The organism is Massilia sp. P2_C2 (assembly GCF_056404615.1).
In genome coordinates this window covers 13,896-39,514 of sequence record NZ_JBFUDR010000017.1, presented here as the reverse complement: position 1 = coordinate 39,514, position 25,619 = coordinate 13,896, and the positions used below count along the sequence as shown (strand labels likewise).

The window sequence follows — 25,619 nt, the reverse complement described above, 5'->3', positions numbered from 1 at the left end:
GCGCTGATGACGGGCGTGTCGATGGCGTCGCTCGATACGGCGATCGCCAACACGGCCCTGCCCGAACTGGCGCGCCAGCTCCAGGCCGGGGCCGCCGCGTCCGTCTGGATCGTCAACATCTATCAACTGGCGATGGTCGCCACCTTGCTGCCGTTCGCGGCGCTGGGAGAACGCATCGGCTACCGGCGCGTTGCCACGGCCGGGCTCGCGCTGTTCACGCTGGCGTCGCTGTTCTGCGCGCTCGCGTGGAACCTGCCGCTGCTCGTGGGCGCGCGCCTGCTGCAAGGCCTCGGCGCCAGTGCCCTGATGGGCGTGACCACGGCCATGATGCGCGCCATCTATCCGGCGCGCCTGCAGGGCCAGGGGTTCGGCCTGAACGCGCTGGTGGTGGCGGTGGCGTTCGCCGTCGGTCCCACGCTGTCGTCGCTGATCCTGGCGCTGGCGTCGTGGCCATGGCTGTTCGCCATCAACGTACCGATCGGCACGGCCGCCTTCCTGCTGGCGCGCCGCGTCCTGCCCGACAATGCCCCTGCCGGATATGGCTTCGACGCCGGCGCCGCGCTGTGCAACGTCGGCGCGTTCGGCCTGCTGATCCTGCTGCTGGACGATGCGGCACACGGTGCGGCGCCGGCGCGGCTGGGGCTGGAAGCCGCGGGCGCGGTCGCGTGTTTTGCGCTGCTGCTGCGGCGCCAGCGCGACCAAGCGGCGCCGATCCTGCCGACCGACCTGCTGGCCCGGCCGCTGTTCGCGCTGTCGGCGCTGACGGCCGTGTGCACGTTCGCCGTCCAGAGCCTGGCCTTCGTCGCCCTGCCCTTCCACTTCGAGCAGGTGCTCGGCCGTTCGCCGGTCGAGACGGGTTTCCTGCTGACGCCCTGGCCCGTGCTGGTGGCGATCACGGGCCCCGTCGCCGGACGCCTGTCCGACCGCTATGCCTCCGGCCTGCTGGCCGGGATCGGCCTGTTGACCCTGTGCGGCGGCATGCTGGCGCTGCTGTGGATGCCGGCAACGACCGGCGCCGTCGGCATCGCGTGGCGCATGGCCGTCTGCGGCGCCGGGTTCGGGCTGTTCCAGGCGCCGAACATGAAGGCAATCATGGGCAGCGCGCCGCGCGAGCGGGCCGGCGGCGCAAGCGGCATCGTCGCCACGGCGCGCCTGACGGGCCAGGCCTGCGGCGCCGCGCTGGTGGCCGGCTGCCTCGTGCTGTCGGAGCGCCACGGCACCGCGTATGCCCTCGCTGCTGCGGCGGCCATCGCCCTGCTGGGCGCCGCCACCAGCTTTGCGCGCCTGCACCGGCGCGCGCGGGACTGAAAGCGGCCCAGCAAGGTAGACAGAATGTATTGACCTACCAACCTCAACGGACGCGGGTTACGCTGAGGGTTGGTGAACCTTTCGGCGCAGAGCCGCAATTGAGGAGGTAGGGTGGGCACGGGGTGCCCATCCTACCTGCCGAAATCGGTTCTTACTGTGTAAAGGCGATCAGCTCGATTTTCAGTTCACGCATCCCATCCGGGGCATAGATCGCGATCGCCTGTGCTTTCAGCGCATTCTCGTAGAGCCCATTCCTGGTCGACAGCGAGAAGTAATACGTATCGGGCCGGACCGGCACCGCGGCCGGCACCTGGGGCATGTGCGTCAGCGTGATACCGGGGAGCGCCGATACCACGATGCGCTCGATGTCGTCGGGTGAGCCGATCTTGAAGCGGACCGGCACGGCGGATACCAGCTCGAGCGCCGGCATGTCGGCGCTGACCGCCAGGCACAACTGCGTATCCTGCGTGAGTTTCGATACATCGAGCGCGCCGCGGAAATGCGTCCGGCGGTTGTCCTCGGCGATGAGGGGAATGGTGAAGTATCGGGCCGCGATGACGGTATCGACCAGGTCCCGGATCATGGCGTCGAGCTGCGCGAACGTGACGCCGGGGTCGGCATGCACGTAGGCCGGCAGGTCCGCCGCCGCATGCTTGTCCGAAAAGGTCATCAATCCGCCCGCGAGTGCGAGCAGCTTCTCGTACAGCACCTCGGGATGCTGCACCTTGGCGCGCGCGCAATGCTGCAGCGAGGCGTTCGCCGTGCTGATGATGTTCAGCATCCACCATGACGTGATGTCGCCGGCGTGGACCTCGAACGTGGATGCATTCGTTTTCCTGTGCGCGGCATGCAGCGAGGCGATCCTGGCCGAGAGTGCGCTCATCAAGCCGTCGAGCAGTTGCTGCAGGGGCCTGGCCGCATCGATGGCCACGCACGGGGGAACGAAGGTCGGATCCTCGACGAAGCCGCCGCGCGGGTCGCGATGAATGCGCAGCACGGGAAAGCTGACATGCCCATCCCGCGGCTCGACATGCGCAAGCAGCCGGACGCGCTTCTTCAGGAAAGGTACGTCGATCGGCACCGCGTCACTGAACAGGTCGGAGGTTTCGGACGCCGCCAGCGCGTAGCGGCCGCCCTCCTCCGCATTCGCGCCATGGGGCCGGATGGTCGGCAGCGCGGCGTAGATGGTGAAGGTATTGAGTTCCTGGGGCAGCTGCGCAAGGCCGATCGGGAGCGGCAACAGGTCTGTCGCAGGTGCTTCATACACGGCCCCGTCCTGGAAGATCAGTGACATCGCCTGGGCTTCGAGCAGGTTATGGCCGAGCCCATCCATATTCCATTGCAACTGCCGGACGCCCCAGAAGTTCGGATTGAGAGCCGAGGCCATCCTGAGCRGCCGCGTCTCGTGATACATGTCCTGCCGTTGGAAATGCTGGGGCCCCAGCGTCAGCCCTTCGGACCACAAGATCTTCGCTCCCAGGCTCATCGTTACCTCCCCGATCCATGTCGATTTCAGAAAGCATGGCGGGCATTGCGCCTAAAATTGTTGATCTGACGCAACTTTGTTCGCTGCCACACGGGAATAATGGCGCTGCCTCTGCTTCAAGACCGCTTGAAAGGAAACCAGCATGCAGAGTTTCACGCCAGGCTTGTTCGACCGTCTGGATGCCGATGACGACACGTCACTCGGCCGATTCCGTGCGCCCGCCAGGAAAAGCGACGCGTGGAAGGAGAGCATCACGCGCGACCTGGAAGCGCTCCTCAACACGCGCTCGGCCCTGCTTCCCGATGCGCTGGACGGCTATCCGCAGGTCGGCGCATCCGTGGTGAACTACGGCCTGATCGACTTCGCCGGCATGTGCTTGACAAGCGACACGGACCAGCAGCGCATCTGCACCGCCGTCCGGCTGGCGATCGAGCGACATGAGCCGAGGCTGCACAAGGTGACGGCGACGCTGCAGCCCCGGAAAGACGCCATCAACCGCGTCGACTTCGTGATCACCGCAGAACTAAAAAACGCGCCCGTGGCCGATCCGATGCAATTCAATGCCGTGTTCCAGCCGTCCCTGCAGCGCTATTCGATCCAGAGCGTACGCAACACCCCTTAGGCACACATCATGGACGAATTGTTTGCACAATATGAACGCGAGCTCGTCACGATGCGGCAGCTGTGCCGCGAATACGCCGAGCGCTATCCCAAGGTCGCGGCCAAGCTGCAGCTCGGCGGAGAAGCGTGCGACGACCCGCACGTCGAACGCCTGATCCAGTCCGTCGCCCTGCTGTGCGCGCGGGTGTCGAAACGCCTGGACGATACCTATCCGCAATTCACGGAGGCGCTGCTCAACCTGCTGTTTCCACACTTCCTGAGGCCGTTCCCCTCATGCGCGATCGTGCGCTTTCTGCCTGCCCCCGACGGCAGCACCAGGAGCCACCCGCGCGGCACTTTGCTCGAATCCGCAGCGGTCCGTGGTGTGAACTGCAGGTTCCAGACCGCCTACGATGTCACGCCGTCGCCGGCCACCATTGTCTCTGCCCGGTTCGACGCGGTCATCCGCGCGCCGTCCTCGACCAGGCTGGCGCCCGGCGTGACGGCGGCCATCGGCATCGGGTTCGAATCCACGGCGCCCGTTACTGCAACGACAGCGCCGCTCCGGGTCTATCTCGACGGCGACGCTTCGTTCTGCGCCGCGCTACGCGATGCGCTGTTCATGCGCACAGCAAGGGCATACGTCCAGACAGGCGCAGACGGCGCATGGATACCGCTCGCCGCGCTACCGATCGCAGCGGTCGGCTTTGCAGACGATGACGCCCTGATCCCGTTCGACGCCCGCTCGCACCGCGCCTATCGCGTTCTTGCCGAGTACTTCGCCTTTCCAGAAAAATTCAACTTCGTCGATATCGACCTGGCCGCACTCCGCGCACGACTCCCGGCCGATTGCACCTGCTTCACGCTGCACCTGGGGATGACGGGAATACCGCCGGGCTCGGACGAGGCGAGGATGCTTGCCGGGCTGTCGACACAAAGCCTGCTCCCGGGTTGCACCCCGGCCGTCAATCTGTTCAGGCAGCCGGGCGTCCCGATCGACTACAGCCAGCAGACGGCCGACTATGCCGTACTGGCGCATTTCGCCGATGCGTCGGCGTACGAGGTATATTCGGTCGACCGGGTCCACATGGTGCGGCAGTTGGGCAAGGAGGTCGAACCGGTCGAATTCCGCCCCTTCTATTCGCTGCGCCACGGCGACAGCGATGCACGCAAGGGCCGCTACTGGATACTGCGCCATGACGACACGCTGGCAGCCACCAGCCCGGGCCATGAAAAAGTCATCTCGCTCGTCGACATCGACGGCGCGCCGCTCGCGCTCGAGAAAATCACGCTGTCGCTCGACCTCACCTGCACGAACCGGGACCTGCCCTGCCTGTTGAAATGCGGCGCGAGCGGTGGCGACCTGACCATCCCGGGCGCCACCGAGGGCGCGGCGATCCGCTTCCTGCGCAGGCCCACGCGTCCCCATCGCCTGGCCAACGGCCAGGGTGCCCACTGGCGCCTGATCTCGCACCTGACGCTCAACCACCACGCGCTCGCCACGGAAGGCGCGGACGGGCTGCGCGAGATGCTGGCCTTGTACGACTTCATCGGATCGGCGGTATCGCGGCGGCAGATCGCCGGCATCGTCGCGCTCGACCATGCCGAGGCCACGGCCTGGATCCGGCACAAACGCGGACCGTCGCTGGCGCACGGGACCGAAGTTCGCCTGACGATCGACGAAGAGGCCTTCGTCGGCGCCGGCCTGCACCTGTTCGTACAGGTCATCGACCAGTTCTTTGCGCTGTACGTCCAGATGAACAGTTTTATCGAGCTCGTGATCCTGTCACACCAGTCCGGAGAGGAGCTGTTCCGATGCACACCGAGAAGCGGCAGCATGCCGCTGTCATGATCGAGCACCTGCGCGCGGCGCCATACCGGTACCGGTTCGCGCAACTGCTGAATATCCTGGTGCGGATGCTGCGCCAGCAGGGCATCCCCTACACCCAGGCATTCGGCCGGGTGCTGCGCTTTCGTAACAGCCTGTCGCTGGCGTTTCCCGCCAGCGAAATCGAGAGCATGCAGGTCGATCCGGGCGACACCGCCGGGGCACCCCGCATCCACATCACACCGGCGTTCATCGGACTGCTGGGCGCAAGCGGTGCCCTGCCCTTGAACGACACCGAACGGGCAGCCGCCAGGACAGGCCTGGACGTGGACGAGAGCTGGAAACCGTTCATCGATCTGTTCTCGAATCGGGCCGTCGGCCTGTTCTATGAAGCATGGGGCAAATACCGTGTGGAGCACAGCCTGGACACGCGCGCCCGGGACGACCTGCTCCCCCTGCTGAGCGCCCTGGGCGGGCTCCGCCCGGCCAGTTTCGGACCAACACGGTCCTATGCATCGATTCCCGCGGAAGTCGACGGCTACTATGCCGGGCTGCTCAGGACGCGCCCGGTCGCCGCCTCGACGGTGGAACGCGTGCTGCGCGATTATTTTGGCGTCCCTGTCCGCGTCGAGGAATTCGTCGGCGCCTGGGATCCGCTACCGGCGAAGATCCGCAGCACGCTGGGCCTCACCGCTCCCACCCTCGGCTTCGGCGCCGTCCTGGGCGCGCGCGCATGGCGCAACGACTTGCGGGTCCGGCTGCATATCGGTCCACTGGACGAGGAACAGGCGAAGGCTTTCCTGCCGCATGGCCGCTCCCACGCCGCGCTGAAGGAGATGGTCAGGCTGTTTGCCGTGCCTGGCGTGCAGTACGAACTCAGGCTCCTGCTGGACGAGCCCTGCCTCAAGCCACTGACCCTGGCGACCAAGGGGCCGGATCGGAAGCGGCTCGGGTTGAATTCATTCCTGACCGTTACTGCGGGGAAGGCGAGCCGGGCGGATATACGGGCCGTCCTCAAGTTGACGTCGCCTTCTTGCTGATCATCAAGATTATCCGTCACCCGGTTGAGTACCTTACCTGTTGGCATCGTATCCCTGATCCACCATCGGAGGAGACTCATGTTCGACAGCCAGGCGATCGCGGCGGGCGCCGCGCGGTCGGTGTTCAGCTTCGATGCGCAGCACGACCGCCTGCTGCGCATGCACTTTCCCCGCGACGATGGACCCGACCGCATTCTTTTGCCGAACCGGTTACGCGTACACGAGGAAGTCTCGCGCTGCTTCCGTGTCGACGCCGAACTGTTATCGGACGACGCCCAGATTCCGCTGAAGGCCATGATGGGCAGGATGGTGACGATCTCCCTCGTGCGCGAAGACGGCTCGCTGCGCCACTTCAACGGCTACGTCACCGAATTCCGCTTTCTGCGCGCCGACGGCGGCTTCGCGTTCTATCACATGGTGCTCGAGCCCTGGTTGGCATTCGCCAAACTGCGCAAGGACAACGTCTCGTTTCACGGCAAGAGCGTCATCGAACTGACCGAACTCACGTTCGCCCATTACCGCCAGGCCGACTGGCGCACCTACGTCATCGACGCCGATCCGCGCATGACCTGCGCGAACCAGTACGACGAAACCGACTACAACCATCTGCACCGCCGCTGGGAAGCGCTCGGCCTGGCGTATCACTACGAGCACCGGGAAGACGGTCACACGCTCTGGCTCTACGACAGGAGTACGCTCGTGCGGCCCATCGATCCGAGCGGCATCGACGATTCGGGAACCATCCCGTTCCGTGACAAGGCGGGGTCGCTCGAAGACGATGGCATTCGCGAATGGCGTGCCGTGCGCCGGCTCGGCTCCGGCCGGGTAACATTGGCCAGCTTCGACTACAAGAATCCGGTCGTGCAGCGGTCGAGCGTGGAATCGCTGAACGAACAGGGCGACGTCTATCCGTACGAGGTGTACGAAAACACGGGTTCGTACGGTTTCCGCATCCGTGACGAAGGCGAACGGCTCGCCTACCGGCGCATGGGCGAGCGCGACGCGCACAGACAATATTACGAAGCCCGGGGCAATGACCGTACGGCCCAGCCGGGGCGCTTTTTCAAGCTCGGCGGGCACTTCAGCGCCGCGCTGCGCGCGCCCAAGCGCGGCGAACTGGCCAAGCCCAGCATCCGCGACCGCCATTACCTGATCCTGTCCGTCGACCACGAGGCCAGCAACAACTACCAGGCCGGGCCGGGTGCGCCCTCGAACTACGAGAACACGTTCCGCTGCGTGCGCAAGGATATCCTTTGGCGCCCGGGCCGCCACTACAACAGCCAGGCGTGCACCTATCCCGGCATCCAGACGGCCATCGTGGTCGGGCCGGAAGGTGCCGAGATCCATACGGATGGCTACGGGCGTGTGAAAGTCCAGTTCCACTGGGACAGGCTGGGCAACTACGACGAGAACAGTTCTTCGTGGCTGCGCGTCATGTCGCCGGGTGCGGGGCGCGAATTCGGGCATATCCGGTTGCCGCGGGTTGGCGAGGAAGTGGCGGTTGTCTTCCTCGACGGGAATATCGATCATCCGGTGATTCTGGGGGCGCTGCATAACTACACGCATATGCCGCCGTGGCGGTTGCCCGAGCAGCGGGCTTTGAGCGGCTTGCGCAGTCGCGAATTAGGGGCAGATAAAGGCGGCCGGCGTGGCAATCATCTTGTGTTGGACGATACCCCGGGCAAGATCCAGGTGCAGCTGAAGAGCGATCATCAGTGCAGTCAATTGTCGCTCGGGCATATCACCCGCATCGAAGACACCGGCGGACGCAAGGATGCACGTGGTGAAGGTTGGGAGCTGCGAACCGATGGACACGGTGTGGCGCGGGCTGCCCAGGGCATCTTGATCACGACGGAGGCCAGGCAGGCGGGACGCGGGCCGATCAAGGACATGGGCGAAACCTGCCACCGACTTACCGCGGCGGCCGAGTTGCATCAACGCCTGGGTGACGTTGCACAGAAGAACGGGGCGCAAGAACCCGGCGACAACCAGGCCGGCGTTGCCACCTTTCTACAGGCGCAGGGCAAGGAGATCGAGGGCGGCGCTTCCGGCAAGGACAGCTTTCCGGAACTCGCCCAGCCGCATCTGGTCCTGGCCAGCCCAGCCGGCATCGCAAGCACCACTGCGCAATCGACGCATATCGCCAGCGATTTGAACACGGCCATCACGACCGGCAAGAGCGTTTCCATCGCAGCCGGGGATGGGTTCTTTGCAAGCATTCGTCAAGCAATCCGTCTATTCGTGCAACAGGCCGGGATGAAGCTGATCGCCGCTTCCGGCGATATCGACGTGAAGGCACTAAGCGATAGCGTCAATCTTCTTGCCAAGCTGAACATTACCCAGACCGCCAACCGGATCGTGATCAGCGCCAAGGAAGACATCGTGATCAATGGCGGGGGCAGCTATGCAAAATTCAGTGCTGGCGGCATCGAATGTGGAACCACTGGCACGTTCACCGCCCACGCCGCCTCGCACCATCTTGATCCCGCGAAAAGCATGGCCGCACCGGATTTGAAAGGCGATGTGGTTGACGTCAGCGTCAAGCGCGACCTGCACCTGGAATACGTGGACGCAGACGACAACCCGTTGCAGCATGATCCGATTCAAACGCACGCGTGGGACGGGCAGCAACACGACAGCACACTGGACGGAGTAGGCAAAACGATCCTCAGCAATGTGTCGCGCGGATCATTCCGCGCCGAGCAAATCAAACGGAAATAGTCGAGGTGAGCGATGACGACAGAAAGCAAAACCAGCGATAACGATCTGGTGGTTCAGGAGCATTGCATTGACCTTCCCGGCGAAACGGTCCAGTGCTGGATTGGCGGCGGTACCGACAAGCTGAAGGTGATATTACGAAAACATCGGGATGTAGTTTTCGATATTCAACTTGACAATGGAAAGACTTACACGCTGGAGTCGACGGAATCGGACTTTTACAATCCTCGAGACAAAAAAATTGTCCATGCGTCGAGACATGGAAAGGTAACGTTTAAGGATGGCGAGCGATTTCATGTTTGGGTAAGTCGAAATTTCCGTGGTGCACTCGTACTCAGTTTAGATGGGCGAGTTGTATATAAAGTTGAACCAAAAGCATGGGACAGTCAGACCTATACCGACGTCCCCAAAGAGAAGCCAGCTCCGATAATAATCTCCATTGGCGGTGACACAAGTGGCCTCACGACTCCGAAGAAAACAATGCGTCAACCTCTTCGCAGCGAACCGCACGGATTGACAGCGTCAAAGCCCGTCATAGCCGCAGAAAAGCCGAGACCCGCACACGCCTCTGACTTTTCTTGCCCAGTCGTTTGCGTTATCGATGGACAAGTTGAAGGTATGCCAGCACATATTGCGGAGTTCTTCAAAAAAGGCGGCGATCATTCTGGACTCTCAGATATAGACCCAAATCACGTTGCCACTAGGAATTGGATCTGGGGACAAATTTCGGGCACGGGCGCCTACATCAAGGATAACTGGGAATGGCTACGCGCCAGCTTAGATGGCAGGACAAGCCAGGGTTTCAAACTCGTGAAAGCGCAGGTCCACTTCGTCCGAGGCAAAGTGAGATTTTATTTTTCCGGCTTTAGCAATAGCAATACTGTTTTTGGCCGAGGTGGGTTTGGGCCAGGCCATGACCGCATCATGGCCATCTTTGCYGGGGCGGGTAAGACCACAAGTACATTTGGCGCGACGCTAAAAGGTATAGCAGGAACATTTGAAAAAACCGCATTGGTAAGTTTCATTTTCGGAACAGCCACTGCGATTACAGAGTGGAAAGACGACGCCCAAAAAGACGGCTACGACTTGGCCGCAGCATTAATCACCTCAACAATCAAGACAATCTTGGCGGCAGCAGCTACAACGCTAGTCGTTGCCATAGCCGTATGGCTCGTGATGATTTCTTTTGGAGCAGCAATACCCATCATTGCCATCGGCGCGATAACAATAGGTGCCGGATTTATTGTGAATTACCTGATCGAATCCGCCGATAAACTAGTTGGCCGCACCATCACTCATGACCAATCGAACACGGATGGCACAGCTTCGATTATTGCACATTGGATGCGAGAATCCGGAAATTCAGTTATGGAACGGCTACATCAAAACTGGAGCTATTTGATGCACAAAATGACAAGAGACTATCAGGAGATTATATTTTGAGAGACCTGGACTCCATCAATAGTGCGGCTAAGAGCACAAGGTTTATTTTTACAATTTCCCTCTTTATTCCACTAGTCATGGGGTGTGGAGCTTGGGCTCTAGCTATCGGAGCGGCACCAAACCAAGCACTCCACGACAACTACCTCGGACTGCTTGGCTTGGGAATCGCATTTTCCGCAATTATTGCATTTCCAATTCCATATATATTCCACTGGAATTGGGAGAGCAAATACTTCGGCACTGGGATTCTTTCGTTGAGCAGTGCCTCAATACTCGGCATATACCCTGTTCTATGCATCGCACAATATAGTTCATTACCAATATTCGCTCGCCTCACCCTCATTGGGCTAGAGTGCACATTAACAGCAAGATGGTGCCTTCGCTTTGTACACATCTACAGAATCATTTATTTCGACAAAAAATTATTCTATTGCATTTACGCCGAAGAACCATCCGCCTTCTACTACTCGCAACAAGCAGATAAACAAATTGTCGAAAAATTACTAAAATTTAAACAATTTCCGAACTCCAAATATTTCACTCTCTCAGGAATCGCCGCATTTTCTTTGACACCCATTGCGACGTCGTTATCGCAGTTTATTGGAGTTCCATTCATTCATGTATTTTTAGCCATTTTTGCGACCCCGTTAAACCTGATGTTTCTAGGATTGGCCACACGAGCATGGCTCGTATTTTACTTCTATCCAATGAAGATAAGAAAAAAAACAAATAAACCTGTTTATGTTGACATATCATCTCGACCACCCAAATGTTTGCCACCACACCAAATTCATAAAAATGATGCTTGAATTCTTCGGATAATTGAAGTCACCTCCAACACCGAATATCGAGGTCACGCCTGTCAACGCAAATATAACTATCCGATGGTGACCAACCCTGAATAGGAGCAACGACAATTTTCTCTGGATTTCTGGCCAATTAGTTTGTCGAGGAAGCTGATAAATTGGCAGGCCGGGCTATTACTCATGACCAATCGAGCACAGACGGCACATCGACGGTCATTGCACTTTGGATGAGGGACGCTGGAGCTTCTACCGTGCATAGAATCCACGAAAACTGGAGCTATTTGATGTACAAAATGATGCGTGACTATCAGGAGATCGTATTTTGAGAGGTCTAAATCGCACCAACGAAGCAGTCAAGAGCACCAGATATATGTTCTCAATATCGCTAATAATTCCTACATTTATGGGCGCCGGAGCGTGGGCCCTGGCTACTGGCGCAGCACCATCGCTACCGCTCCAGGACAACTATCTGGAAGCCTTTGGCCTCGCACCCATCCAAATCCTTGACTAACGCGAAACATTATCAAATTTTTCGCGAACGCAAAGACAAATAAATCTTGCAGCCAACAAATACTATCGACTTGAATATTCACGTCGGCTGATCATATTCTGTTGACGACATCAATCTCCAGGGGCATATGAATGTCTTTAAAAATCATCACCGTCGGCGACAAAACCGACCACGGCGGCACAGTGATCACCGGCTCCCCAACCCACGACATCCGGGGACGCGCCATCGCCAGGCTCGGCGATCAGGTGAACTGCCCACAGTCCTACCCCGGCGGCAAACCGCATGGCGTCAACAAGATCATTACTGCGCACAGCACGTTGACGGTCAACGGCGTTCCCGTGGCAGTCGAGGGCTGTAAGACGGAATGCGGGTGCAAGCTGCTCGGGAGCTTGCCGGCAACGGTCGGGTGAAACGACAGCGAAACCGTGCATCCAGCCACTACCCACGCCCCGCCCGCAACCCATCCAGATAAGGATCGATCACGCATTGGCCGATCTGCAGTAAATCAAACCCCTGCGGATCGAACATCCAGTTGCGGATCAACCCATCGATCATGATCCACAACGCCAGCGCCACACGATCCGGTTCCACATCACCGCCGATCAGCCCCTTCTCGGCCGCCGCACGGATGCGGCCCTCGGCCCGGCTCATCCAGCCGGCCATGTTCTGCTGACGCCGCTGGCGCACGGCATCCATCTCCCCGACGAATTCCACCTTCAACGTCGCGATCTCGAACACGCGGCGCGCGCCGGGGTCCTCGACCGTCCGGCGCAGCACGGCCAGCATGTAGTTGCGCAGGTCGACCAGGGGATCGTCGGATTCCGCCTGGTCCAGCACCTGCATCTCGGCCTCCAGCGGCAGGATCGCGCGCTCCATCATCGCGTTGAACAGCGCGCCCTTGTCGTCGAAATGCCAATAGATGGCGCCGCGCGTCACGCCGGCCGCGCTTGCGATATGCTGCAACGTCGTGCGCGAAACACCTTGTTCCACGAACAATTTTTCTGCAGCATCCAAAATGCTGTCCCGGGTCGCGGCCGCTTCTTCCTTGGTTCTGCGGGCCATCGTTCATCCTCTCGGTTTTTATAGGTGGAAAACATTAAACATACACTCGTGATAGTATAGCGGGGTTTTTCCAAAAGCTAGCGATAGAACCGGATGCCGCACAAAGGATGCACCGGACCGCCTGCCGCAGTCGCGGCGGCCGTCCCCTGCTCCCAAGGAAGTGCCGCGGATCGGTTTTGTCCTATTTTCCACAAGAAGGAAGCATTGAATGCGCTCTGCCCACTCCTCCCTCACTCTGACAAGGATCGCCGCCTGCACCTTGGTGGCCGTGGCCATGCTGTCCGCCTGCGGCCCCAAGGATAACGCCCAGGCCGGTCCCGGCGCCGCCGGCGCCAAGATGCCGCCGCCGCAAGTCGGCGTCATCACCACGAAGTTCCAGCCGGTCGCGCTCGAGACCGAGTTGCCGGCCCGCGTCGAGGCGATCCGTACGGCCCAGGTCCGCGCCCGCGTCAACGGCGTCGTCCTCAAGCGCATGTTCACCGAGGGCAGCATGGTCAAGCAGGGCCAGTCGTTGTTCCAGATCGATCCGGAGCCGTACCAGGCACAGCTCAACGCCGCCCAGGCCTCGCTCGGCCGTGCCCAGGCGAACCTGACGTCGACCGCCGCCACCGTCGAGCGCTACAAGCCGCTCGTCGAAGCCCAGGCCGTCAGCAAGCAGGAATTCACGAACGCCGTGGCCGCGCAGAAGCAGGCCGAGGCCGACGTCAACTCGGCCAAGGCCCAGGTGCGCATCGCCAGGATCAATTATGACTATGCCAACGTCTACGCCCCGATCTCGGGCCGCATCGGCCGCGCGCTCGTGACGGAAGGCGCACTCGTCTCCGCCACCGAGGCGACGCAGATGGCGCTGATCCAGCAGACCGACAACGTGTACCTGAACATTACCCAGTCCGCCGCCGAACTGCAGCGCCTGCGCAAGAACACGGGCGACAAAGGGTTCGGCTCCAGCGTGCCCGTGACCATCGTGCTGGACGACGGCACGCCGCTGCCGCAGAAAGGCAAGCTGCTGTTCTCGGACATCACCGTGGACCCGACCAGCGGCCAGATCACGCTCCGTGCCCAGGCCGCGAACCCGGACAACGCCCTGCTGCCGGGCCAGTACGTGCGCGTGCGCCTTGCGCAGGCGGAGCTGCCGTCCGGCATCCTCGTGCCGCAACAGGCCGTCACGCGTGGCGGCCCGAATGGCGATACCCTGATGGTAATCGGTCCAGACAACAAGCCGGTCCAGCGCACCGTCAAGATCGGGTCGCAGAACGGCGAGAACTGGGTCGTCACGGRTGGCCTGAAGGAAGGCGAGAAGGTGATGGTCGACGGCTTCCAGAAGCTGCAGATGCTGCCGCCGGGCACCCCGGTCCAGCCCGTCGTCTGGACCCCAACGGCGACGCCCGACGCGGCGCCGGCAGCCCCGGCGAACGCCGGCGCTCCCGTGGCCAAGCCGAGCGCGGCCGGTGTCCAGGCCGCGGCCGCCGCGCCTGCCGCCCGCACCGCCGCCGGCACGGGCAACACCCGCCAGTGAGAAGGCAAGGCTAGATAAACAGGAACCACCATGGCACGTTTTTTTATTGACCGCCCCATTTTTGCCTGGGTGATCGCGCTATTCATCATGGTGCTTGGCGGCGTCGCCATCAAGCAGCTGCCGATCGCGCAATATCCCACCGTGGCGCCGCCGTCGATCGTCGTCAGCGTCGCCTACCCCGGCGCCTCCGCACAAACGCTGGAGGATTCCGTCATCTCCGTGATCGAACGCGAGATGAACGGTGCCCAGGGCATGATCTACATGGAGTCGACCAGCCAGGCCAACGGCACCGGCTCCATCACGATCAGCTTCGAGACCGGCACAAATCCCGACCTGGCCCAGGTCGACGTCCAGAACCGCCTGGCCCGCGCGACCCCGCGCCTGCCGGCCGCGGTGACCCAGCAGGGTGTGCGCGTCGACAAGGCCCGCTCGAACTTCCTGCTGTTCACGATCCTGTCGTCCGACGACCCGAACTGGGACACCATCGCGCTGGGCGACTACGCGTCGCGCAACGTGCTGCCGGAGATCCAGCGGATCAAGGGCGTCGGCCAGGCCCAGCTGTTCGGTACCGAGAAGGCGATGCGCATCTGGATCGACCCGGCCAAGCTGGTCGGCTTCAACCTGTCGCCGTCCGACATCAGCGCCGCGATCGCCCAGCAGAACGCCCAGGTGGCGTCCGGCACGATCGGCGACCTGCCGGTCGCGAAGGGCCAGCAGATCTCGGCGACCGTCGTCGTCACCGGCCAGTTGTCGAGCGTCGAACAGTTCGGCAACATCGTGCTACGCGCCAATCCGGACGGCTCCACCGTGCGCCTGAAGGATGTCGCCCGCATCGAGATCGGCGGCCAGGCCTATACCACTTCCACGCGCCTGAACGGCAAGCCGTCGACCGGTATCGGCGTGCAGCTGTCACCGACCGGTAATGCGCTGGAAACCGCGCGCCTGATCAAGGAACGCATGCAGCAGTTGCAGAAGTACTTCCCGCCCGGCATGAAATACTCGATTCCCTACGACAGCACGAAATTCATCCAGATCTCGATCAGCCAGGTGGTGGAAACCCTGATCGAGGCCGTGATCCTCGTGTTCATCGTGATGTACGTGTTCCTGCAGAACATCCGCTACACGATCATCCCGACCATCGTCGTCCCGGTCGCCCTGCTGGGCGCCTTCGCCACGCTGCTCGCGATGGGCTTCTCGATCAACGTGCTGACCATGTTCGGCATGGTGCTCGTGATCGGTATCGTCGTCGACGATGCCATCGTGGTGGTGGAGAACGTCGAGCGCATCATGTCCGAGGAAGGCCTGCCGCCGCTGCTGGCCACGCGCAAGGCGATGGGCCAGATCTCGGGCGCCATCATCGGCGTGACGGTCGTGCTGATGTCCGTGTTCGTGCCGCTGGCCTTCTTCGCCGGCGCGGTCGGCAACATCTACCGCCAGTTCTCGATCGTGATGGTGTCGTCGATCGGCTTCTCCGCATTCATGGCGCTGTCGCTCACGCCGGCGCTGTGCGCGCACCTGCTCAAGCCGGTGGAAGCGGGACACCATATGGAAAAAAAAGGCTTCTTCGGCTGGTTCAACCGCACCTTCACGACGGGCGCCAGGCGCTATGAAGGCGTGGTCGGCAAGATCCTCCGCCGCAGCGGCCGCGCACTGGTCGTGTTCGTGGTCCTGATCGGCATCGTCGCCCTGATGTTCGCGCGCCTGCCGAACTCGTTCCTGCCGAACGAGGACCAGGGCTATATCATCGCCAACATCCAGCTGCCGCCGGGCGCCACCGCCGAACGCACCAACGTCGTCCTGCACGCGATGGAAGACTATGTGCTGAAGCAGCCGGAAGTGGCCGACATGGTCGCCGTGACGGGCTTCTCGTTCACGGGCCAGGGCCAGAACATGGGCCTGGCGTTCATCCCGCTGAAGTCGTGGGACGAGCGCAAGGGCCAGGGCCAGAGCGCGCAAGACCTCGCCATGCGCATCACGATGCATATGGGGGCGCTGCGCGACTCGTTCATCTTCGTGGTGAGCCCGCCGCCGATCCCGGAACTGGGCCGCGGCACGGGCTTCTCGTTCCGCCTGCAGGACCGCGGCGGCCTCGGCCACGCCGCCCTGCTGCAGGCGCGTAACCAGTTGCTGGGCATGGCGATGCAGAGCAAGGTGCTGACGGGCATCCGTCCGGAAGGCCTGGAAGATGCGCCGCAACTGAAGCTGAACATCGACCGCGACAAGGCGCAGGCCCTGGGCGTGACGTTCGGCGCCATCAACACGGCGCTGTCGACGTCGCTCGGTTCGGCATACGTGAACGACTTCCCGAACGCCGGCCGCCTGCAGCGCGTGATCGTGCAGGCCGACGCGCCGCAGCGCATGCAACCGGAAGACCTGCTGCGCATCAACGCCCTGAACACGAAGGGCCAGCCGGTGCCGCTGTCCGCGTTCGCGACCACGCAATGGATCACGGGTCCGATGCAGACCACGCGCTATAACGGCTATTCCGCGATGAGCATCACGGGCGACGCCGCCAAGGGCTACTCGACCGGCCAGGCGCTGGACGAGATGCAGGCCCTGGCGGCCAGGCTGCCGGCCGGCTTCGCGTATGAATGGACCGGCCAGTCGCGCGAGGAGATCCTCGCCGGCTCGACCGTGTTCGTGCTGATCGGCTTCGCGCTGCTGGCCGTCTTCCTGGCCCTCGCCGCGCTGTACGAGAGCTGGTCGATCCCGGTCGCGGTGCTGCTGGTCGTGCCGCTGGGCGTGCTCGGCTCGCTGCTGGCGGCATCGGCGCGCGGCCTGTCCAACGACGTCTACTTCAAGGTGGGCCTGATCACCATCATCGGCCTGGCCGCGAAGAACGCGATCCTGATCGTCGAATTCGCGAAGGACCTGCAGGCGCAGGGCAAGTCGCCGATGGAAGCGGCGCTGCAGGCGGCGCACCTGCGCTTCCGGCCGATCATCATGACCTCGCTCGCGTTCATCCTCGGCGTGCTGCCGCTGGCGGTCGCCAGCGGCGCCGGCGCCGCGTCGCAGCGCGCGATCGGTACCGGTGTGATGGGCGGCATGATCACGGCGACGGCACTCGGCGTGTTCTTCGTGCCCGTGTTCTTCGTCGTCATCCGCAGCTTCTTCAAGGGCAGCGAACGCCAGCGCAAGAAGTACGCGCACGAAGACGACGCCACTGTCATCGACTCGACAATCTGATGGACGACATGAAACGACTTACTCCTCTCGTGCTGGCCCTCGTGCTGACCGGTTGCATGAACCTGGCGCCGAAGTATGAACGCCCGGCCGCGCCGGTGGCGGGCGCCTTCCCGACCGTGGAAGGCACGGTCAGCAGCGGCAACCCGGTCGCGAACGAGGCGCCCGCGAACATCGCGTGGCAGCGCTTCTTCACCGACCCGCGCCTGCAGCAGCTGATCACGCTGGCCCTGGCCAACAACCGCGACCTGCGCGTGTCCGTCCTGAACATCGAGCAGGCGCGCGCCGCGTACCAGATCCAGCGCGCGGCGCGGCTCCCRACGGTCAGCGCGGTCGCCAACGAAAACCGCGTGACGACGGGCGGCGAAGGCAATGCGGTCACCACCACGTACCAGGCCGGCTTCGCGATGTCGGCGTTCGAGATCGACCTGTTCGGCCGCGTGCGCAACCTGAGCCAGGCGGCGCTGTCGCAATTCCTCGCCACCGAGGAAGCGCGCAAGACCGTCCAGATCAGCCTCATCGCCCAGGTCGCCAACACGTATCTGACGTTCCTCGCCGACGAGGAACTGCTGTCCCTCGTACAGCAGACCCTCAGGACGCGCGAGGAATCGCTGCGCCTGACCCGGCTGCGCTTCGAGAACGGCGTCTCCTCGAAGCTCGACCTGCAGCAGGYCGTGTCGCTCGTCGAGACGGCCCGCACCACGCTGGCCCAGGCCCAGCGCCAGCGCGCGCAGGACCTGAACCTGCTCACCCTGCTGGTCGGCCAGACTATTCCCGACAACCTGCCGGCCGGCGCCACGCTCGCGACGACGAACCTGCCGGACCTGCCGGCCGGGCTGCCGTCCGATCTGCTGGTCGCGCGCCCGGACATCCGCGCCGCCGAGCAGCAGCTGATCGCGGCCAACGCCAACATCGGCGCCGCGCGGGCCAACTACTTCCCGCGCATCTCGCTGACGGCGACGGCGGGCAGCGCCAGCAACGAGCTCTCTAGCCTGTTCAAGAGCGGCACGTATGGCTGGACGTTCTCCCCGCAGGCCCTGCTGCCGATCTTCGACTACGGCGCGCGCCGCGCCGGCGTCGAGAGTGCGAAGGCCGGCCGCGACATCGCCGTGGCGCAGTACGAACGCTCGATCCAGACCGCGTTCCGCGAAGTGGCGGATGCGCTGGCCGGCCAGGCCACGTACAGCGAACAGCTGCGCGCCCAGCAAGCAGTGGCGGCGGCGGAAACGGACCGCTTCAACCTGTCCGACCTGCGCTACCGCAGCGGCACGGCGAGCTACCTGGACCTGCTGGACGCCCAGCGCTCGCTGTTCACCGCCCAGCAGCAGGCCATCCAGGCCAACCTGCTGCGCCTGCAGAACCAGGTCACGCTGTACCGCGTACTCGGTGGCGGCTGGTCTGAGCCGGGCCCTGCGACGGCAGCGCGCTGATTCTTCCGGCGCGTTCCGACCTCGCCGTAGGGTGGGCATTTGGGGCCGGGGGCCCCAAATGAAACGTGCCCACGCGTAACGTTCGCGTACCGCATGCGTCCGCGTGGGCACAGGGGTGCCCACCCTACCATTTGCGCCGTCGGAAACATTTCCGCGCACCATTGCAATGACTCTCGACCGGGGCCGGCCGCGATTTCTGTATCATGAAATCGCAGGCCGGCCCCGGTTTTTCATGCATGCACGGGCAGACCCGGCAGCCGTCGCCGGACGGCGTCCGCCAGGTCCGCAACGCGCGCCGAGCCCGGCCTGTCCGGCACGGTCGCCCCTTGCGCCGCGCCCTTTGCCATGCGACATTTTCTTCGTTCTCATTGGAAATCCATCATCGCCATCGTCCTGCTCGTACTGCTGGCCATGGTGACGGTGAATCCTGGCGCCRCCATGCCGGAACCGCCGCTGTCCATGCGCCTGCGCGCGCACGTGACGGCGCTCGCGAGCAGCCCCCCCGACCAGACCGCGGCCACACGCCGGGCCGCCGCCGCCGCCTACATCGACAGCGTGCTGCAGACGGCCGGCTATGCCGTGCAGGACCGCGGCGGCGGCGACCGTCGCAACATCGAAGCCGTGCTGGCCAACGTGGCGCCGGGCGCGAAAGCGGCGCGCACCTTCATCGTGGGTGCCCGCTATGATGGCACGCCCGGGGCTGTCGCAGGCGATCCCGGTGCGACCGGCAGCGCGGCCGCCGTGCTGGAACTGGCGCGGCTGCTGGCGGACGTGCGTCCCAGCCGCGGCACGGAAATCCGGTTCGTGTTCTTCCTGGCGCCGAAGCCCGGCGTGGCCGTGCCGGCCGGGGCGAGTCTGGGCGAGGTCGCGCGCCTGCTGGCGGACGTGCCAGGCGAGCGTCCCGACAGCTTCATCGCCTACGTCGGCAGCCTGGCGTCGTCGCGCCAGGTGCGCGATGCGCTGTCGGCTTTCCAGAGCCTGGCCGACGTGCCGGCACGCGGCCTGGCCACGCCGGCGTACATGCAGGGCGTAACCTTGTCCGACCGCGCCGCCTGGCACCATCCCGGCGGCGGCCTGCCCGCCCTCGTGCTCACCGACACGTCGTTCACCCGCTTTCCCTACCGCCAGGCCGATACCGACGCGAACGGCACGGCCACCGACGATCCGCCCGAGAAAGTCGTCCTTGCCGGCATGGCGCGCGTGGTGAGCGGCCTGGCGCGCACCCTGACGGTACTGGCCGCCGGCCAGCGCGGCTGAGACCGCGAGTAGGGTGGGCATTTGAGGCCGGGGGCCTCAAATGAGACGTGCCCACCCTACCTGTTCGCGCCTACAGAGATAGGCACTTGGACGGCCGGTGCACGCGGATACAGCCACCCGAACACGACCGTCGCGGCCGCCCCACCGGCCAGCTGGGCCAGCACGTACCCGGGCACGTCCGCGAGGCGGATGCCGGCGCACGTATCGGTGGCGGCGCGCGCCAGCGTGAGGACGGGATTGGCGAACGACGACGACACCGTGAACCAGTAGCCCGCGACGATGAACAGCGCCGCGGCATACGGCGTGGCGGCCGGGCGCGTGCGCGCGCAGCCGAGGATGGTGACCATCAGGCCGTCAGACGATACCGGACAGGAGGTACCGGACCACCTGCGCTATGTGCGCGCGATAAGCGAGGGAATGAGGGCGAGCAGGTCGGGCATCGACACGGGCTTGGACAGGAMGCGCACGCCCTCGGGCATCGTGCCCGCCTCGATCGGATTGCCCGAGATGACGAGCGCCGGCAGGCCGGGCTGCCGGCGGCGCAGCGCGTGGATCACCTCGACGCCGTTCATGCCGGGCATGCGGAAATCCGTGATGAGCAGGTCGAACGTGCCCGCCTCGCCGGCGCGCACGGCGTCGGGCCCGTTGTCGGCGACGGACACGTCATAGCCTGCCATGCTCAGGTAGCGTTCGAACACGTAGGTGATGGCTTCCTCGTCATCGACGACCAGGATGCGCGGCGCCGCGGGAAGAGGCATCGGCCAGCCTGCCTTTCATTAAAAATCATGCAAGTCAGGTACTTTAGCACAACGTTCCGGATTCGCACGGCACGTTTCCGCACGGCGGTCGCTTGGTCGATTATTTCTGGCGGTAGCCGGCGCACAGCTTGTGGCCGTCAGGATCGCGCACATACGCCAGGTACAGCGGGCCCATGCTGCTGTCGCGCGGCCCGGGCGGCCCCTCGATCGATATGCCGCCGTGGGCGACGGCCGTATCGTGGAAGGCATGAACCTGCTCGGGCGAATCGCACCTGAAGCCGATCGTGGCGCCGTTGGCGCACGTCGCGGCTGCGCCGTCGATCGGCTCGGTGACGCAGAACACGCCGCCGTCGTGGCGCTAAAACATGCGCTGCTGACCGGACGGCGCCTGGCTGGAGAACGGCGCACCCGCGCCGAGGACGCCCAGTACGGCGTCGTAGAAACGCCGGGAACGCTCGAGGTCGTTCGACCCGATCATGATGTGACTGAACATGGATATCCTTTCATTGGTGGATGAACAATTCGACGTCCGGCAGGTTGGCCAGCACCTGGTCCCAGGTGGCGTGGCGTTCCAGCGCGTCGACGATGATGGGCAGCGGCTCGGCCCAGATCTCCGGCAGCATGCGCTCTTCCCGCTCGCGCACGGCGAACGCCAGATATTCCACCGGCGGCGCGAAGCGCGCGTCGATGCCGGGCTTGTTGCCCCGCGCATCGATGCGGTACCAGCCGAAGTCCTTCAGGTGGACGGCATTCAGGCCGTGCAGGCAATACGGCGCGCCGCCCGCGCCGACGGAAAGGCGCTGGTAGCACAGCCCGGCCGGAATGCCGTTCGCGCGCAGCAGCGCGGCCAGCAGGTGGCTCTTCGCATAGCAGTAGCCCGTCCCGTGGCGCAGCACGTCGGACGCCTTGCACGTGACGGGGTTCAGCTCGAAATCCGAGCTGTGGCGGATCTCGTCGCGCACGAATTCGAAACAGGCACGCACGACGTCCAGTTCGGACGCGGCGTTGTCGGCCAGCCGGCGGGCGCAAGCGCGGACCTAGGGCGTGTCGAAGTCGATATACGTGCTGGCGGCAAGATAACGCCGCATGGGGTCTCCGGCAGAAGTTGATGGCGGTGCAACCTTGATAGAATAGCAGCGCCGCGCATCATTCTGCCAGAAACATCTCCTGCAGATCGTTGAGGAAGCGTTGTCCCAGCGCCGTCGGGCGGATCACGCGGAAGTCGCGGTAGATGAGGCCTTTCGCTTCCGCCGCGTTCAGCGCCTTCTCGATCGCGTTGATCGACATGCCGGTGCGCTCGCCGAACAGGTTCGGATCGAAGCCCTCCGTCAGACGCAGCACGTTCAGCATGAATTCGAAACCCATGTCGGCGCGCCCGATCTCGTGTTCCTCGGCGACGGCATTGCCCTTGCCTGCCGCCTCCATGAACGACGCCGGCTGCTTGTAGCGCGCCTGGCGCAGCACGCGGTGCGGGAACGACAGCTTCGAATGCGCACCGGCGCCGATGCCGAGGTAGTCGCCGAACTGCCAGTAGTTCAGGTTGTGGCGCGCACGATGGCCGGGCCGCGCATAGGCCGATACCTCGTAATGGTCGTAGCCGGCGGCGGCCGTCCGTTCGAGGATCATGTCCTGGATGTCCGCGCTCGCGTCGTCGTCCGGCAGCGCGGGCGGATATTTCGCGAACACCGTGTTCGGTTCCATCGTCAGGTGGTACAGCGACAAATGCGGTGGCGCGAAGCCCAGCGCGGTGTCGATGTCCGCCGTGGCCTCGGCCAGCGTCTGCGCGGGCAGCGCGTACATCAGGTCGAGGTTGAAGTTGTCGAAGTTCGCCTGGGCGATCTCCACGGCCTTGATCGCCTCGTCCGCGTCGTGGATGCGGCCCAGCGCCTGCAAATGCCTGCTGTTGAAGCTCTGGATGCCGATCGACAGGCGGTTGATGCCGCTGGCGCGGAAGGCCTTGAATTTGTCGGCTTCGAACGTGCCGGGATTCGCTTCCATCGTGATCTCGGCGTCGAGGTCGAGCGGCAACAAGGTGCGGATGTCCGACATCAGCCGGTCCAGCCCCGCCGCCGACATCAGGCTCGGCGTGCCGCCGCCGATGAACACCGTGTGGATCTTGCGGCCCCAGATCAGCGGCAGCGATTGTTCCAGGTCGGCGCGCAACGCGTCCAGGTAGGCGCTTTCCGGAATCGGCTCTTTCGATTCGTGCGAATTGAAGTCGCAGTACGGGCATTTGCGCACGCACCACGGCCAGTGGACGTACAGCGCCAGCGGCGGCAGTGCCGCCAGGTTCAGCACGCCCGGTTGCAGGTACTGCAGGGCCGCGGCGGCGGGCGATCTCGGCTCGGTGGCCGGGCCGACGGGCTTGATCGGAATCATTTCAGTTTCCCGAGCTTGTCGACGAGCGCGCGCAGCGCCTGGCCGCGGTGCGAGACGGCGTTCTTTTCCTGCGGCGCCAGTTCGGCCGCCGTGCGGTCGAATTCCGGCACCAGGAAGTACGGGTCGTAGCCGAAGCCGTTGGCGCCGCGCGGCGTATCGATGATCCGGCCGCGCCAGACGCCGTCCGCGATCACGGGCTGCGGATCGTCCGCATGGCGCACGTACACGAGCACGCAGTAGTAATAGGCCGACTTGTCGGCATGGGCCGCCAGGTCGGCGACCAGTTTTTCGTTGTTGCGCGCATCCGACTTCGGTTCGCCGGCAAAGCGCGCGGAAACCACGCCGGGCGCGCCGCCCAGGGCGTTCACGCACACGCCGGAATCGTCGGCGAGCGCCGGCAGGCCGGTGAGGCGCGCCGCGTGGCGGGCCTTCTGCAGCGCGTTCTCGACGAAGGTGCCGAACGGTTCTTCCGCTTCGGGCACGCCGAATTCGCCCTGCGGGTGCAGTTCGAAGCCGATCGGGCCAAGCAGTTCGGCGAATTCCTTGAGCTTGCCCGCGTTGTTGGAGGCAAGGATGAGGCGTTGGGTCATTGCTGTCTCGGTCTGGAGGAAGCTGGCTATTTTACCGCTCATCCCGCGATACGCGCAGCCCGTCGCACGTCGGTGGCGGCCACATGGCCCGCTTCCTGTCATCACGACCATAACGATAAACAGGAGACAACCATGACAACAATGACACTGCGCCAGGCCGCCGACCGCCATCCTCTGCTGGCCGCCTGGGGCCTGGTCAAGCTGATCGCCTTCGCCTCGACCGTCATCCTGCCGCTGCTGCCGGTGCAGGTGCTGGGCCTGTGGCGCGCCGTTCGGCGTCCGCTGGCGGCGCGCTGAGCCGCCCAGCGGACTTCCGTCGTATCAAATGGAACAGCCGTCCGGCCCGCATCCGGCCGCCAGCCAGTCCCGCATTGCCTGCGGCCGGCCGAGGAATCCGGCCGCGTCGAATGGCGTGAACGTACCGTCGCGTTCCAGCACGAAGCCGGGGAACCCGCCGATGCCTTGTTGCGCCATCAGCCGGCGCGTGGCCTCGATGTGCGGCCCGACGTCGTGCTGCGCGTCGTCCAGCGCCGGCGCGAAACGGGACGGGTCCAGCCCGATCTCGCCCGCCACGGCGACGAGCACGTCGCGGTCGGCAATGCGCCGGCCTTCCACGTAGTGCGCCGTCTGCAGGCGCGCGAGCATGTCCAGCCCGCGACCGGCCAGCTTGTCGGCGGCCAGCACGGCGGCAGTCGGCGGTGCGGAATCGAACACCGCCGACGTATCGCGCAGCAGGCCCTCGAAATAGGCCTCGCCGAACGGCTGACCGGTCAGTTGCGCGATGCGCTCGTCGTGCGGCATCACGTATGCGCGCAGCTGCGGCGTCACCGGCCGGCGCCGGGCGCCCGCCATCATGCCGCCGCCGTGCGCCCGCACCGGCATCACCTCGCGCGCGGCCTTGACCAGCGGCGCGGCCGCGTAGCACCAGCCGCAGAACGGGTCGTGGATGTAGTGCAGCGTTGCGTTTTCCATGGATGCCCCCTGCGTTCAGGCCGCGGCGGCCAGGTTCACGACGCCGGACACGGCTGCCTGCGCGGCTTCCATCGCCTGGCTGCGGACGTCGGCGCCCCTGGACAACTGCTCGGCGCGGACGAAGCGGACGTCGGTGATGCCCAGGAAGCCGAACATCGCCTTCAGGTAGTCTTCCTGGTAATCCATCATCGTCGCCGGCCCCGCCGAATACATGCCGCCGCGCGTCGAGGCGACGATGACCGTCTTGCCGCCGGCCAGGCCCACCGGCCCCGTGGCCGTGTACTTGAACGTGCGGCCGGGCTGCGCCACCCGGTCGATCCAGGCCTTGAGCTGCGTGGGCACCGAGAAGTTGTACATCGGCGCGCCGATGACGATGACGTCGCTGGCGAGCAGTTCGCCCACCAGCGCTTCCGAACGGGCGTGTTCGGCCAGCGTGGCGGCATCGGGGTTGCCGCCGCCGAGCGGACGGAAGCCCGCGGCGATGGCGCCGTCCAGGTGCGGAATCGGGTCGGCGGCCAGGTCGCGCTGGACGATGGTCGCATCCGGTGCGGTGTCGAGCAGTGCGGCGACGATGGCGGCGCTCAGCACGCGCGACGCCGACGCGTCGCCCAGGATGCTGGAATCGATGTGCAGAATGTTCATAATGATCGGTTGCTAAAAATGTTTTCGACAGGTTGCGATACCGATTCACTTTATTTGCATCGATCAAGTAGATAAACTCCAGAAATTGAA

The 25,619-nt window shown here is 64.0% G+C and carries 21 protein-coding genes and 2 pseudogenes; 13 read left to right on the top strand and 10 right to left on the bottom strand.

Features of this window, described 5'->3' with window-relative positions:
* The coding region (locus tag AC1DYX_RS03875; RefSeq protein WP_477256450.1) for an MFS transporter at positions 1 to 1,308 on the top strand (1,308 nt) is incomplete at its 5' end.
* Positions 1,309 to 1,459: 151 nt separating this feature from the next.
* Here AC1DYX_RS03875 and tssK read toward each other — a convergent pair.
* Positions 1,460 to 2,794, bottom strand: coding sequence for a type VI secretion system baseplate subunit TssK (tssK, locus tag AC1DYX_RS03870; RefSeq protein WP_477256448.1), 1,335 nt, complete (start codon positions 2,792 to 2,794; stop codon positions 1,460 to 1,462).
* Between the two features lie 142 nt (positions 2,795 to 2,936).
* Here tssK and tssE point away from each other — a divergent pair, with 142 nt between their 5' ends.
* The 7 genes from tssE (at position 2,937) to AC1DYX_RS03835 (ending at position 12,150) form a co-directional block, all read left to right on the top strand.
* Positions 2,937 to 3,416, top strand: a complete 480-nt coding sequence (gene tssE, locus AC1DYX_RS03865) for a type VI secretion system baseplate subunit TssE (protein ID WP_477256446.1) — start codon at positions 2,937 to 2,939, stop codon at positions 3,414 to 3,416.
* A 9-nt stretch (positions 3,417 to 3,425) separates the two neighbouring features.
* Positions 3,426 to 5,246: a type VI secretion system baseplate subunit TssF gene (gene tssF, locus AC1DYX_RS03860; RefSeq protein WP_477256444.1), complete on the top strand. Its 1,821-nt coding sequence runs from the start codon at positions 3,426 to 3,428 to the stop codon at positions 5,244 to 5,246.
* Positions 5,210 to 6,262: a type VI secretion system baseplate subunit TssG gene (tssG, locus tag AC1DYX_RS03855; protein WP_477256441.1), complete on the top strand. Its 1,053-nt coding sequence runs from the start codon at positions 5,210 to 5,212 to the stop codon at positions 6,260 to 6,262. Before tssF ends, tssG begins: the two co-directional genes overlap by 37 nt.
* A 78-nt stretch (positions 6,263 to 6,340) precedes the next feature.
* Positions 6,341 to 8,983 carry a type VI secretion system Vgr family protein gene (locus AC1DYX_RS03850; protein ID WP_477256439.1) on the top strand — a complete coding sequence of 881 codons (2,643 nt, stop codon included), beginning with the start codon at positions 6,341 to 6,343 and terminating at the stop codon, positions 8,981 to 8,983.
* Positions 8,984 to 8,995: 12 nt separating this feature from the next.
* A complete protein-coding gene (locus tag AC1DYX_RS03845) occupies positions 8,996 to 10,423 on the top strand; it encodes a hypothetical protein (RefSeq protein ID WP_477256437.1) in 1,428 nt (475 codons plus the stop codon).
* Positions 10,420 to 11,232: a hypothetical protein gene (locus AC1DYX_RS03840; RefSeq protein WP_477256435.1), complete on the top strand. Its 813-nt coding sequence runs from the start codon at positions 10,420 to 10,422 to the stop codon at positions 11,230 to 11,232. The genes AC1DYX_RS03845 and AC1DYX_RS03840 overlap by 4 nt, the downstream gene beginning before the upstream one ends.
* Before the next feature lie 639 nt (positions 11,233 to 11,871).
* Entirely contained in the window at positions 11,872 to 12,150 is a 279-nt protein-coding gene (locus AC1DYX_RS03835) for a PAAR domain-containing protein (RefSeq protein ID WP_477256433.1), read from the top strand.
* Positions 12,151 to 12,178: 28 nt separating this feature from the next.
* Here AC1DYX_RS03835 and AC1DYX_RS03830 read toward each other — a convergent pair whose 3' ends face one another.
* A complete protein-coding gene (locus tag AC1DYX_RS03830; RefSeq protein ID WP_477256431.1) occupies positions 12,179 to 12,802 on the bottom strand; it encodes a TetR family transcriptional regulator in 624 nt (207 codons plus the stop codon).
* A gap of 208 nt (positions 12,803 to 13,010) precedes the next feature.
* Here AC1DYX_RS03830 and AC1DYX_RS03825 point away from each other — a divergent pair, with 208 nt between their 5' ends.
* From AC1DYX_RS03825 to AC1DYX_RS03810, 4 genes are all read left to right on the top strand, one after another.
* Positions 13,011 to 14,318 (top strand): efflux RND transporter periplasmic adaptor subunit, encoded by a 1,308-nt coding sequence (locus AC1DYX_RS03825; protein WP_477256429.1) that lies wholly within the window; start codon positions 13,011 to 13,013, stop codon positions 14,316 to 14,318.
* Positions 14,319 to 14,348: 30 nt separating this feature from the next.
* Positions 14,349 to 17,504 (top strand): efflux RND transporter permease subunit, encoded by a 3,156-nt coding sequence (locus AC1DYX_RS03820; protein WP_477256427.1) that lies wholly within the window; start codon positions 14,349 to 14,351, stop codon positions 17,502 to 17,504.
* Positions 17,505 to 17,512: 8 nt separating this feature from the next.
* Positions 17,513 to 18,931 (top strand): efflux transporter outer membrane subunit, encoded by a 1,419-nt coding sequence (locus tag AC1DYX_RS03815; RefSeq protein ID WP_477256425.1) that lies wholly within the window; start codon positions 17,513 to 17,515, stop codon positions 18,929 to 18,931.
* Between the two features lie 345 nt (positions 18,932 to 19,276).
* Positions 19,277 to 20,188, top strand: a complete 912-nt coding sequence (locus tag AC1DYX_RS03810) for a zinc-binding metallopeptidase family protein (RefSeq protein WP_477256422.1) — start codon at positions 19,277 to 19,279, stop codon at positions 20,186 to 20,188.
* A 56-nt stretch (positions 20,189 to 20,244) separates the two neighbouring features.
* Here the strand turns inward: AC1DYX_RS03810 and AC1DYX_RS03805 are convergent, their stop codons facing one another.
* The 6 genes and pseudogenes from AC1DYX_RS03805 to rdgB all read right to left on the bottom strand — a co-directional run bounded on the left by AC1DYX_RS03805 (position 20,245) and on the right by rdgB (position 23,915).
* Positions 20,245 to 20,535 carry a hypothetical protein gene (locus tag AC1DYX_RS03805; protein WP_477256420.1) on the bottom strand — a complete coding sequence of 97 codons (291 nt, stop codon included), beginning with the start codon at positions 20,533 to 20,535 and terminating at the stop codon, positions 20,245 to 20,247.
* 45 nt (positions 20,536 to 20,580) lie between these two features.
* Positions 20,581 to 20,946: a response regulator gene (locus AC1DYX_RS03800; RefSeq protein WP_477256418.1), complete on the bottom strand. Its 366-nt coding sequence runs from the start codon at positions 20,944 to 20,946 to the stop codon at positions 20,581 to 20,583.
* A 100-nt stretch (positions 20,947 to 21,046) separates the two neighbouring features.
* Positions 21,047 to 21,439: pseudogene (locus AC1DYX_RS03795) on the bottom strand (VOC family protein).
* Positions 21,440 to 21,449: 10 nt separating this feature from the next.
* A pseudogene (locus AC1DYX_RS03790) lies at positions 21,450 to 21,965 on the bottom strand (transglutaminase-like domain-containing protein); the annotation flags it as partial.
* Positions 21,966 to 22,092: 127 nt separating this feature from the next.
* On the bottom strand, positions 22,093 to 23,325 hold the full coding sequence (gene hemW / locus AC1DYX_RS03785) for a radical SAM family heme chaperone HemW (RefSeq protein ID WP_477256415.1): 1,233 nt from the start codon (positions 23,323 to 23,325) through the stop codon (positions 22,093 to 22,095).
* Complete coding sequence (gene rdgB / locus AC1DYX_RS03780) at positions 23,322 to 23,915, bottom strand: RdgB/HAM1 family non-canonical purine NTP pyrophosphatase (protein ID WP_477256413.1); 594 nt, start codon at positions 23,913 to 23,915, stop codon at positions 23,322 to 23,324. The genes hemW and rdgB overlap by 4 nt, the downstream gene beginning before the upstream one ends.
* A gap of 132 nt (positions 23,916 to 24,047) precedes the next feature.
* Between rdgB and AC1DYX_RS03775 the strand changes: the two genes are divergently transcribed.
* The gene (locus tag AC1DYX_RS03775) at positions 24,048 to 24,212 is read left to right on the top strand and encodes a hypothetical protein (RefSeq protein WP_477256411.1); all 165 of its coding nucleotides are present in this window, start codon (positions 24,048 to 24,050) and stop codon (positions 24,210 to 24,212) included.
* Positions 24,213 to 24,236: 24 nt separating this feature from the next.
* Here the strand turns inward: AC1DYX_RS03775 and AC1DYX_RS03770 are convergent, their stop codons facing one another.
* A complete protein-coding gene (locus AC1DYX_RS03770; RefSeq protein WP_477256409.1) occupies positions 24,237 to 24,887 on the bottom strand; it encodes a DsbA family protein in 651 nt (216 codons plus the stop codon).
* 15 nt (positions 24,888 to 24,902) lie between these two features.
* Complete coding sequence (locus tag AC1DYX_RS03765; protein WP_477256407.1) at positions 24,903 to 25,529, bottom strand: FMN-dependent NADH-azoreductase; 627 nt, start codon at positions 25,527 to 25,529, stop codon at positions 24,903 to 24,905.
* Between the last annotated feature and the right edge of the window lie 90 nt (positions 25,530 to 25,619).

Bases quoted from the DNA above. Each gene is read 5' to 3' on its own strand.
- tssE (WP_477256446.1), top strand. From the start codon at position 2,937: ATGCAGAGTTTCACGCCAGGCTTGTTCGACCGTCTGGATGCCGATGAC.
- tssF (WP_477256444.1), top strand. From the start codon at position 3,426: ATGGACGAATTGTTTGCACAATATGAACGCGAGCTCGTCACGATGCGG.
- tssG (WP_477256441.1), top strand. From the start codon at position 5,210: ATGCACACCGAGAAGCGGCAGCATGCCGCTGTCATGATCGAGCACCTG.
- AC1DYX_RS03850 (WP_477256439.1), top strand. From the start codon at position 6,341: ATGTTCGACAGCCAGGCGATCGCGGCGGGCGCCGCGCGGTCGGTGTTC.
- AC1DYX_RS03835 (WP_477256433.1), top strand. From the start codon at position 11,872: ATGTCTTTAAAAATCATCACCGTCGGCGACAAAACCGACCACGGCGGC.
- AC1DYX_RS03830 (WP_477256431.1), bottom strand. From the start codon at position 12,802: ATGGCCCGCAGAACCAAGGAAGAAGCGGCCGCGACCCGGGACAGCATT.
- AC1DYX_RS03820 (WP_477256427.1), top strand. From the start codon at position 14,349: ATGGCACGTTTTTTTATTGACCGCCCCATTTTTGCCTGGGTGATCGCG.
- AC1DYX_RS03805 (WP_477256420.1), bottom strand. From the start codon at position 20,535: ATGGTCACCATCCTCGGCTGCGCGCGCACGCGCCCGGCCGCCACGCCG.
- hemW (WP_477256415.1), bottom strand. From the start codon at position 23,325: ATGATTCCGATCAAGCCCGTCGGCCCGGCCACCGAGCCGAGATCGCCC.
- rdgB (WP_477256413.1), bottom strand. From the start codon at position 23,915: ATGACCCAACGCCTCATCCTTGCCTCCAACAACGCGGGCAAGCTCAAG.
- AC1DYX_RS03775 (WP_477256411.1), top strand. From the start codon at position 24,048: ATGACAACAATGACACTGCGCCAGGCCGCCGACCGCCATCCTCTGCTG.
- AC1DYX_RS03770 (WP_477256409.1), bottom strand. From the start codon at position 24,887: ATGGAAAACGCAACGCTGCACTACATCCACGACCCGTTCTGCGGCTGG.
- AC1DYX_RS03765 (WP_477256407.1), bottom strand. From the start codon at position 25,529: ATGAACATTCTGCACATCGATTCCAGCATCCTGGGCGACGCGTCGGCG.